The organism is Streptomyces sp. URMC 129 (genome assembly GCF_051386415.1).
Classification (GTDB): Bacteria; Actinomycetota; Actinomycetes; order Streptomycetales; family Streptomycetaceae; genus Streptomyces.
Genome location: NZ_JBPQTQ010000179.1, coordinates 1 through 9,112, shown reverse-complemented (window position 1 = coordinate 9,112; position 9,112 = coordinate 1). Strand labels below are relative to the sequence as shown.

Here is a 9,112-nt window from a genome sequence, read left to right as displayed (position 1 = left end):
GCGGTGCCCTCGGTGGTGGGCGCCGGGGCGGCGGGGGTGTCCGGGGCGGAAGTCCCGGTCCGGGACGCCGCCGGTCCGGGCCGGCGGGCCCAGTCGGCCACGCCGCTGAGGCCGCCGAGGTTCCCCAGGCCGGGCAGGTCCAGGCCCGGGACGCCGCCCGGCCGCGCGCGCCGGGCGGCACGGTGGCGGCCGGGGCGGCGCAGCGCGACCAGCGTGATCAGCGCGCCCGCCAGCACGCACCCGGCCGCGAGCCGGAGCCCGGTGTCGTAGCCGTGCAGGAACGCGGCGGCCGGGTCGAGGCCGTCCTGGAGCGCGGACCGCTCGCGCCGGGTCAGCACGACGCCGACGAGCACCACCCCGAACACGCCGGACACCTCGCGGGCCGCGCTGACCACGCCGGACGCCATGCCGGTGCGGGTGACCGGGACGCCGCCCAGGGACCGGATCGTCAGCGGCGTGGTCAGCGCGGAACCGGCGCCGATCAGCAGCAGGCCCGGCTGGAGGCTGCCGTAGGTGGCGTCCGCGCCCTGCTGCGACACCAGCAGCAGGCCGCCGGCGACGGCGGCCAGCCCGGCGGCGATCACCCGGTGCGCGCCCACCGCCTTCGACCAGCGCTCCGCGTACGGCGTGGTGACCAGCAGCGCCAGCGCCAGCGGCAGGAAGGCGAGCCCGGCCTTGGTGGGCGAGAAGCCCAGGATCTGCTGGAGGTACAGGGCGGTGAAGAAGAACACCCCGTTGACGCCGATGCCCCACAGCACCTGGGCGGCGGTGCCGCCGCTGAGCGCGCGGTTGCGGAAGAGGCCGGGGTCGACCAGCGGGAGGAACGTGCGCGACTCCACGACGAGGAACAGCAGGCCCGCCACGGCCGCGCCGATCAGGTACTGCGGGACGGGCGAGGTGCGGAATCCCTCGGCGCCGCCCTCCACCAGCCCGTACGTCAGGAGGTACAGCGCGAGGGTGGACAGCACCACGCCCGGCACGTCCAGGACGGTCAGCAGGCGGCTGTCGTCGTTCTCCTGGCGGGCGGCGGGCGGGACGGCGAGGGTGAGCGCCAGCGCGGCGAGGCCGAAGGGGACGTTGAGGTAGAAGACCCACTCCCAGCCCCAGTGCTCGGTGATGATGCCGCCCGCCATGGGACCGAGCGCCAGCGCGACGGCCAGCGCGGACGTCCACACGCCGATCGCGAAGGCGCGGCGGCGCTCCGGCAGGTCGGTGGCGACGACCGCCAGCGAGGCGGGGATGACCAGGGCGGCGCCCACGCCCTGCACCGTGCGGGCCATGATCAGCGCGGTGCCGCTGCCGGCCAGCCCGACGAACACGGACGAGACCGTGAAGATCACCAGCCCGGCGGCCAGGACCGGGCGGCGGCCCAGGAGGTCGGCGAGCCGGCCGCCGACCAGCAGCAGGGCGCCGAAGCTCAGCACGTAGCTGGTGGCGACCCACTCCAGGTCCTTCAGGCTCAGGTCCAGATCGCGCTGCACGGACGGCAGCGCGACGTTGATCACCGTGTTGTCGAGCGTGGTGATGAACCCCGCCAGAGCGATCATGGCCAGCACCGCGAGCTGCCTGGTTCCGCCCACCGCGCCCCTCCCTGTCGTGTGTCCGGACCATACTCGCGCAGTCGGGCGACACCTTGTCCCGGGACTGACAAAGAGCCCGGCGCGAACTGTCAACCTGTTCTCTAACCGCCGCACGCACGGCGTCAGAACCTTCTCTTTGGGGTCACGATCGGGTCTGCGTCGCATGCGGAGGCACTTTCCACCCGTTCGTGGCCGCACCCGGCAGTCCCCCCATCGCCCTGCCCATGGAGCGTTATGCCACCGAACTACACGCCAGAACGGTTTCCCGAATACCGTCCGCTGACGGCCGAATTGCGACGCTGGTCGGTCGAGCGCGGGCATCTCCGCGCGTTCACCTTCGTCGAGTTCCCGGATCCGGACTCTCCGGGAGTGCACCGCAGCCTGTCCTGGCAGCGGCTGTACCAGCGCGCCCAGGCCGTCGCCGAGCGGCTGTCGGAGACGGTCCGCCCGGGGGACCGGGCGGCGCTGATGCTGCCGCAGGGGCTCGACTACGTGGCCGCGTTCCTCGGCTGCCTCTACGCGCGCGTGATCGCGGTGCCGCTGTTCAGCCCGGACCTGCCCGGCCACCAGGGGCGGCTGGCGGCCGTGCTGGACGACTGCGAGCCGGCGTGCGTGCTGAGCGACGCGGCGACCGCCCCGCTGGTGCGCGCCTTCGCCGAGGAGCACCGGAACCCGGCGGTGCCGATCGTTCTGGTGGACGAGCTGCCGGACGCGGCGGCGCGGGAGATCGTGGTGGCGCCGGACGCGGACGACATCGCGTACCTCCAGTACACCTCGGGCTCCACCCGCACCCCGGCCGGTGTGGTGATCAGCCACGGGAACGTGGCGGCCAACGCCCAGCAGACCATCGCCGCGTTCGACGGCCACCCGGACCTGTCGACCACGGTGGGGTGGCTGCCGCTCTTCCACGACATGGGCCTGGTGCTCAGCGTCGCGGCGCCCATCGTGTGCGGGGTCCCCTCGGTGCTGATGGACCCGATCTCCTTCCTGGAGGAGCCGGTCCGGTGGCTGCGGCTGCTGGGCTCCTACCGGGGGACGATCAGCGCCGCGCCGAACTTCGCCTACGACTACTGCGCCTCCCGCATCACCCCGGAGCAGGCGGCGGGCGTGCGCGGCCTGGAGCGGGTGCGGACGCTGATCAACGGCAGCGAGCCGGTGCGCACCGGCACCATCGAGCGGTTCCAGGAGCTGTTCGGCCCGGCGGGGCTGCCGCCGGAGGCGCACTGCCCGTCGTACGGGCTGGCCGAGGCCACCGTGTTCGTCGCCGCCGACCCGCTGGACCGGGCGCCGCACGCGGTGACGTGCGAGCGGGAGGGGCTGGCGCTGGGGCGGATCGAGCCGGTGGACCCGGCCGACCCGGCGGCCACGTCGCTGGTCGCGTGCGGCGTGCCGGTCGGGCAGGAACTGTGCGTCACCGACCCGGACACCGGCGCCGCGCTGCCGGACGGGCGGGTCGGGGAGATCCGGCTGCGCGGCCCGAACATCGGCCTGGGCTACTGGAAGCGGTCGGACCGCTCGGCCGACACCTTCGGGACGCCCGTCCCCGGCATGGGCGACGAGCCGTGGCTGCGGACGGGCGACCTGGGCGCGGTGCACGACGGACAGGTGCTGGTCACCGGCCGGCTGAAGGACCTGATCATCGTGGACGGCCGCAACCACTACCCGCAGGACCTGGAGGAGACCGTGCAGTCGACGGTCGCCGCCGTGCGCCGCGACCGGCTGGCCGCGTTCGCCGTGCCCGGCGACGGGGACGGCGCGGACCGGGTGATCGTGGTGGCCGAGCACCGCCGGGACGTCGAGCCGACGGCCGCGCTGTGCGAGGAGGCCGAGGGCACGGCCCGGGCGCGGGTGTCCGTCGCGCACGGGGTGCGGCTGGACCGGCTGCTGCTGGTGCCGCCGGGCACGGTGCCGCGCACCTCCAGTGGAAAGGTCTCCCGCAGCGCCTGCCGCGCGCAGTACCTGACCGGCGCCTACGCCGGGGCCGAGGGCGCGCAGCCGCGGTGGCGGGAGGCCCGGCGGCAGGAGGCGCAGTGACGGCGAGTATCGGGGAGTCGGTGCGCCGGACGGTCGTGAACCGGCTCGGCGAGTGGTACGGGCTGGTCCCGGAGCAGGTGGCGGACGACCGGCCCTTCGCCGAGCTGGGGCTGACCTCCCGGCACGCCGTCGCCCTGGCCGCCGAGCTGTCGGCGGTCGCGGGGATGCGGCTGCCACCCACGCTGATGTGGGAGGCGTCCACGCCCGCGCGGCTGGTCGCCCTGGTGAACGAGCTGGCCGACGGCACCGTGCCGGACGTCGTGGTACCGGCCGCCGTCCCCGCCGGGGCGGGGACGGCGCCCGGCTGGGCGGGCGGCCCGTCGCAGGCGGTCGCGGTGATCGGCGTCGGCTGCCGCCTGCCGGGCGGCGTGCGCGGGGCGGAGGCGTACTGGGAACTGCTGAGCCGGGGCGGCGACGTGGTCGGCACGCTGCCGGACGGGCGGTGGGACCCGTTCCTGTCCTGGGGCACGGACGCCGCGGCGGCCGGGGCGGCGGAGCCGGCGGAGCTGACGGAGGTCAGCCGGCACGGCGCGTTCCTGGGCGGGATCGACGAGATCGCCGCGTTCGACGCGGAGTTCTTCGGCATCGCCCCGAACGAGGCCGCCGCGATGGACCCGCAGCAGCGGATCCTGCTGGAGGTCGCGCGCGAGAGCCTGGACCACGCGGGGCTGCCCGCCGCCCGCCTGGCCGGTTCGCGCACCGGCGTGTACGTGGGGATCAGCGGCAACGAGTACGCCCGGCTGACCATGGCCGACCTGGGCCGGATCGACGGGTGGACGCCGCCGGGCGCGGCACTGTCGATCGCCGCCAACCGGCTGAGCTACGCGATGGACCTGCGCGGCCCGAGCATGGCGATCGACACGGCCTGCTCCTCGTCGCTGGTCGCCGTCCACCAGGCGGCCCGCGCGCTGGCCGGCGGCGAGATCGACACCGCGCTGGCCGGCGGGGTCAACCTGCTGCTGACGCCCGCGGTCACGCTGGGCTTCCAGCGCGCCGGGGCCACCGCCGCCGACGGGCGGTGCAAGACGTTCGACGCGGCGGCCGACGGCATGGTGCGCGGCGAGGGCTGCGGGGTCGTGGTGCTGAAGCGGCTGGCGGACGCCGAGCGGGACGGCGACCGGATCCTGGCCGTCGTCCGCGCCACCGCCGTCAACTCCGACGGCCGCTCCAACGGGCTGCTGGCGCCCAACGCGGAGGCGCAGCGGGCGCTGCTGGCCGAGGCGCACGCCGGGCTGGGCCCGGTGGCCCCCGGGCTGGTGGACTACGTGGAGGCGCACGGCACCGGCACGGCGCTGGGCGACCCGATCGAGGCCGCCGCGCTGGGCCGGGTCCTGGGCCGGGGCCGGGAGGTCGACCGGCCGCTGCTGATCGGCAGCGCCAAGACCAACCTCGGGCACCTGGAAGCGGCGGCCGGGATCGCCGGGTTCATCAAGACGGTGCTGGCCCTGCACCACGGCGAGATCCCGCCGCAGCTCCACTTCCGGGAACCGAGCCCGTACATCGACTTCGACGCCCTGGCGCTGCGGGTGGTCACGGACGCCGAGCCGTGGCCGCGGTATTCGGGAACGGCGACCGCGGGCGTCTCGGCGTTCGGCTTCGGCGGCACCAACGCCCACGTCGTGCTCCAGGAGCACCGCGCGGCGGGGTCCCCGCGCACCGCCCCGCCCGCCGGGCAGGGGGCGCCCGCGGTCGTGCTGCTCGACGCGCCGACCGGGGCGCGGCTGCGCGAGGACGCGGGCGAGCTGGCGACCTGGCTGGCCTCCCCGGCCGGCCGCCGTCACCGCCCCTGCGACATCGGCCGCACGGTGTCCGGGCGCACCGGCCGGGGGCGGCACGCCGCCGCGGCCGTCGCGCACAGCGGCGCCGAGCTGGGCGAGGCGCTGGCCGCGCTGGCCGAGGGCCGCCCGCACCAGGCGCTGATCACGGGCGACGGCCGCCGCGCCGCCGCGCCGGGGCCGGGCGCGGTGTGGGTGTTCTCCGGCTACGGCTCGCAGTGGCCCGGCATGGCCGAACGCCTGCTGGCCGCCGAGCCCGTGTTCGCCACGGCCGTCGACCGTCTGGAGCCGATGCTCCAGCGCCACGCGGGCCTGTCCCTGCGCGGGCACCTGCGGCCGGACGCCGCGCTGGACGTGCCCTCCGTGGTGCAGCCCGTGCTGTTCGGGATCCAGGTCGCGCTGGCGGAGCTGTGGCGCTCCTACGGGCACGAGCCGGCCGCCGTCATCGGCCACTCGATGGGCGAGGTCGCGGCGGCCGTCGTCGCCGGGGCGCTGGACGCCGACACCGGCGCCCGCGTCGTCGCCACCCGCTCCTGGCTGCTGGACGGGCTGACCGGCGGGGCGATGGCCGTGGTCGGGCTGCCGGAGGCCGAGGTGATGGCCAGGGCCGGGGAGCTGACCAGCCTTCAGGTGGCCGTGCACGCCTCTCCCGAGCAGTGCGTGGTCACCGGCTCGGCCGGGGACGTCCGGCGGCTGGTCGAGCAGGTGACCGCCGGGGGCGGCCTGGCCCGGGTGATGCCCGCGGGCGGCGCCGCCGGGCACTCCCCGCAGCTCGACCCGCTGCTCGGGCCGCTGCTGCGGGAGCTGGGCACCGTTCCGCACTCCGAGCCCCGGCACCGTTACTACTCGACGGTGGAGGACGACCCGCGCGCCGCGCCCGCGTTCGACGCCGGGTACTGGGCGGCGAACCTGCGCCGCCCGGTCCGCTTCGCCCAGGCGGTGACCGCCGCCGCCGAGGACGGGCACCGGGTGTTCGTGGAGCTGTCGCCGCACCCCACCCAGGCGCACCCGCTGACCGAGACGCTGCGCGCGGCCGGGACGCCGGGCGCGCTGGTGCTGCCGACGCTCCGCCGCGGCACCGACGACTCCCTCGCGTTCCGCCGCGCGCTGGCCACCCTCGCCGTCCACGGAATCGGCGCCCGGCCGCCCGCCCTGCATCCGGGCGGCCGGGTGATCGACGTCCCCGGGCCGCGCTGGCGCCACCGCCGCTACTGGGCCGCGGACGACCCGGCCGAGCGCGCCGCGCCCGCGTCCGCGTCGGGGCCGATGCCCGGCGGCGGCGCTCCGGCGACCGGGGCCGCCCCGGTGACCCCGCCGACCACGGCCGACCGGCTGCGGGCGCGGGTCGCCGCGATCATGGGCTACCCGCCGGACAGCATCGGAGAGGACGTGCCGCTGACGGACCTCGGGCTGGACTCGCTGATGGCCGCGCGGATCATCGCGGCCGTCTCCGACGAGTTCGGCGCCCGGCTCGACCCCCGCGTGCTGCTGCGCCAGGGCACCGTGGCGGGGGTGGCCGCGCTCCTCGACGGCGGCCCGGCGCCCGAGGACGGCGGCGTCGCGCCGGGTGCCGCGGCGCCCGGCGGGCCGGCGCCGCGGGACGAGGCCGAGCGGCTCGTGGCCCACGCCTGGGAGTCCCTCACCGGGGGGCCGCCGCCCGGTGCCCTGACGGACCTGCGGCTGGCCGAGGCCGCGCCGGAGCTGGTGGGCCGCCTGGCCGAGGCGCTGTCCGAGGGCACCGGCACGCCGGTGACCGCCGGGGACCTGACCCGGCCGCCGACCACGGTCGCCTCCCTCGCCTCCCGCGTCCGGCCCGCCCTCACCGCGGCCACCGGCACCGGCCCGCTGACCACCCTGGCCACCGGCGGCGGCCTGCCGCCGGTGTTCCTGGCCCACCCGGCGGGCGGCACCACCGCCGTCTACCGGACCCTCGTCCAGCGGCTGGGGCGGCTCCCCGGCGGCGACCGGCCCGTCCACGGGCTGGAGCGGCTGCCCGGCACGGCCGATGTCACCGAACGGGCCGCCGTCTACGCGGAGCTGATCCGCCGGACCGCGCCCGACGGGCCGTGGATCGTGGGGGGCTGGTCCTACGGCGGACTCGCCGCGCAGGAGACGGCCCGGCTGCTGACGGCCGGCGGCGGCACCGTCGCCGCCCTGGTCCTCATCGACTCCGTGCTGCCGCTGCCCGCCACCGGGCGCGCGCTGTCCCCGGCGGACGAGGCCCGGCGCCGCTTCAGCGCGTTCGCCGCCTACGTCGAGCAGACCTACGGCGCCGAACTGCCGCTGCCCTACGACGAACTGGCCGAGCTGAGCGACGACGAGCAGGTGGAGCGCGTCGCGAAGGCGCTCGAACAGGCGATCGACCTGCCCCCGGCCATCGCCGAGCACCAGCGCACCTCCTACCTCGACCTGCGCAGCGCCGAGCGGCACACCCCACTCCCGTACGCGGGCCGCACCCTGCTCTACCGGGCCACCGAGGAGGCGCCGCACACCGTCCGCGACCCCCGCTACGAGCGCACCGACGAGGCGCTGGGCTGGGACGCGCACTGCGCGGACCTCACCGTCGCCCCGCTGCCGGGACACCACATGTCCCTGCTGGAACCCCCCGTCGTCGACATCCTGGCCGGGTTCCTCGCCCGCGACCTGGCCGCAAGCTGAGGAGAGAACCGCCCATGCTCGCACAGCAGCCCCGCCGCCGCCTCCCGAGACGCGCCTCCCGCGCCGCCGTGGCGGGCGCGGCCGTCCTCGCCGCCGTGGCCGGTCTGGTCCACGCCCCCGACGCGCTGGGCAGCGGCACGGGCACCCAGGTGACGGCGGGACTTGCCGCCAGGGCCGACGACGGCGCCCGTGTCGTCTCCGAGACGTGGCTGGACGACCGCACGGTGGATCTCCAGATCCAGTCCCCGGCCGTGGGGCGGACCATCCCGGCGCGGGTGCTGCTGCCCGAGGGCTGGTCGGCGCAGGCGGACCGCACCTGGCCCGTGCTCTACCTGCTGCACGGGGGCGGTGACGACTACGACTCGTGGACGCGGGAGACGGACATCGAGGCGCTCATGGCGGACCGGGACGCCATCACCGTCATGCCGTCGGCCGGGCGCACCGGGATCACCGCGAAGTGGCAGAACGGCCAGGACTACCTAACGTTCCAGGCCGACGAGTTGATGCAGCTTCTCCAGCGCGGCTACCGGGCCGGGACCGAGCGGGCCGTGGCCGGGATCTCCACCGGCGGGTACGCGGCGTACGCGCTCGCCATGCACCGGCCCGGCACGTTCGGCGCGGCGGCCTCGTACAGCGGCATCCTGCACACCCAGTTCCCCGGCATCCCGACCGTGCTGACGGCGATCCTCGCCCGGGAGGGGCTGCTCGCGGGGGCGCTGTGGGGCTACCCGTTCCTGAGCCGGGCCGCCTGGGAGGCCAACAACCCGTACAGCCAGGCCGAGAAGCTGCGCGGCACCTCGCTCTACGTCTCCGCCGGCAGCGGCCTGGTCGGCGGCGCCGGGGACCTGCTGGGCGAGGGGCTGGAGAGCGCGCTGTGGCCGTCGACGCAGGCGTTCGCCCAGCGGCTGTCGTCGCTGCGCATCCCCGTGACCACCCACTTCTACCTCGGCGGCTCCCACGCCTGGCCGTACTGGGAGCGGGAGTTCGAGAGATCCTGGCCGATGCTCGCGGAGGCGCTGGGCCTGCCCGCCTGAGCCCCGCCGCCGTCCCCTCCCCCGTCCTGCC

Annotated in this window: 4 protein-coding genes; 3 read left to right on the top strand and 1 reads right to left on the bottom strand. The window is 76.6% G+C overall.

The features are described from left to right. On the bottom strand, nucleotides 1-1,745 hold a 1,745-nt coding region (locus ACSNOC_RS25765), incomplete at its 3' end, for an MFS transporter (RefSeq protein ID WP_436749973.1). Between the two features lie 69 nt (nucleotides 1,746-1,814). Between ACSNOC_RS25765 and ACSNOC_RS25760 the strand changes: the two genes are divergently transcribed. From ACSNOC_RS25760 to ACSNOC_RS25750, 3 genes are read left to right on the top strand one after another with little or no spacing between them, the layout of a single operon-like run. After that, entirely contained in the window at nucleotides 1,815-3,614 is a 1,800-nt protein-coding gene (locus tag ACSNOC_RS25760; protein ID WP_436749972.1) for a fatty acyl-AMP ligase, read from the top strand. Continuing rightward, nucleotides 3,611-8,047: an acyltransferase domain-containing protein gene (locus ACSNOC_RS25755; RefSeq protein WP_436749971.1), complete on the top strand. Its 4,437-nt coding sequence runs from the start codon at nucleotides 3,611-3,613 to the stop codon at nucleotides 8,045-8,047. The genes ACSNOC_RS25760 and ACSNOC_RS25755 overlap by 4 nt, the downstream gene beginning before the upstream one ends. A gap of 14 nt (nucleotides 8,048-8,061) precedes the next feature. After that, nucleotides 8,062-9,081, top strand: coding sequence for an alpha/beta hydrolase (locus tag ACSNOC_RS25750; protein WP_436749970.1), 1,020 nt, complete (start codon nucleotides 8,062-8,064; stop codon nucleotides 9,079-9,081). Nucleotides 9,082-9,112: the final 31 nt, after the last annotated feature.

Coding starts and splice junctions, on each gene's coding strand:
- ACSNOC_RS25760 (WP_436749972.1), top strand. CDS start 1,815: ATGCCACCGAACTACACGCCAGAACGGTTTCCCGAATACCGTCCGCTG.
- ACSNOC_RS25750 (WP_436749970.1), top strand. CDS start 8,062: ATGCTCGCACAGCAGCCCCGCCGCCGCCTCCCGAGACGCGCCTCCCGC.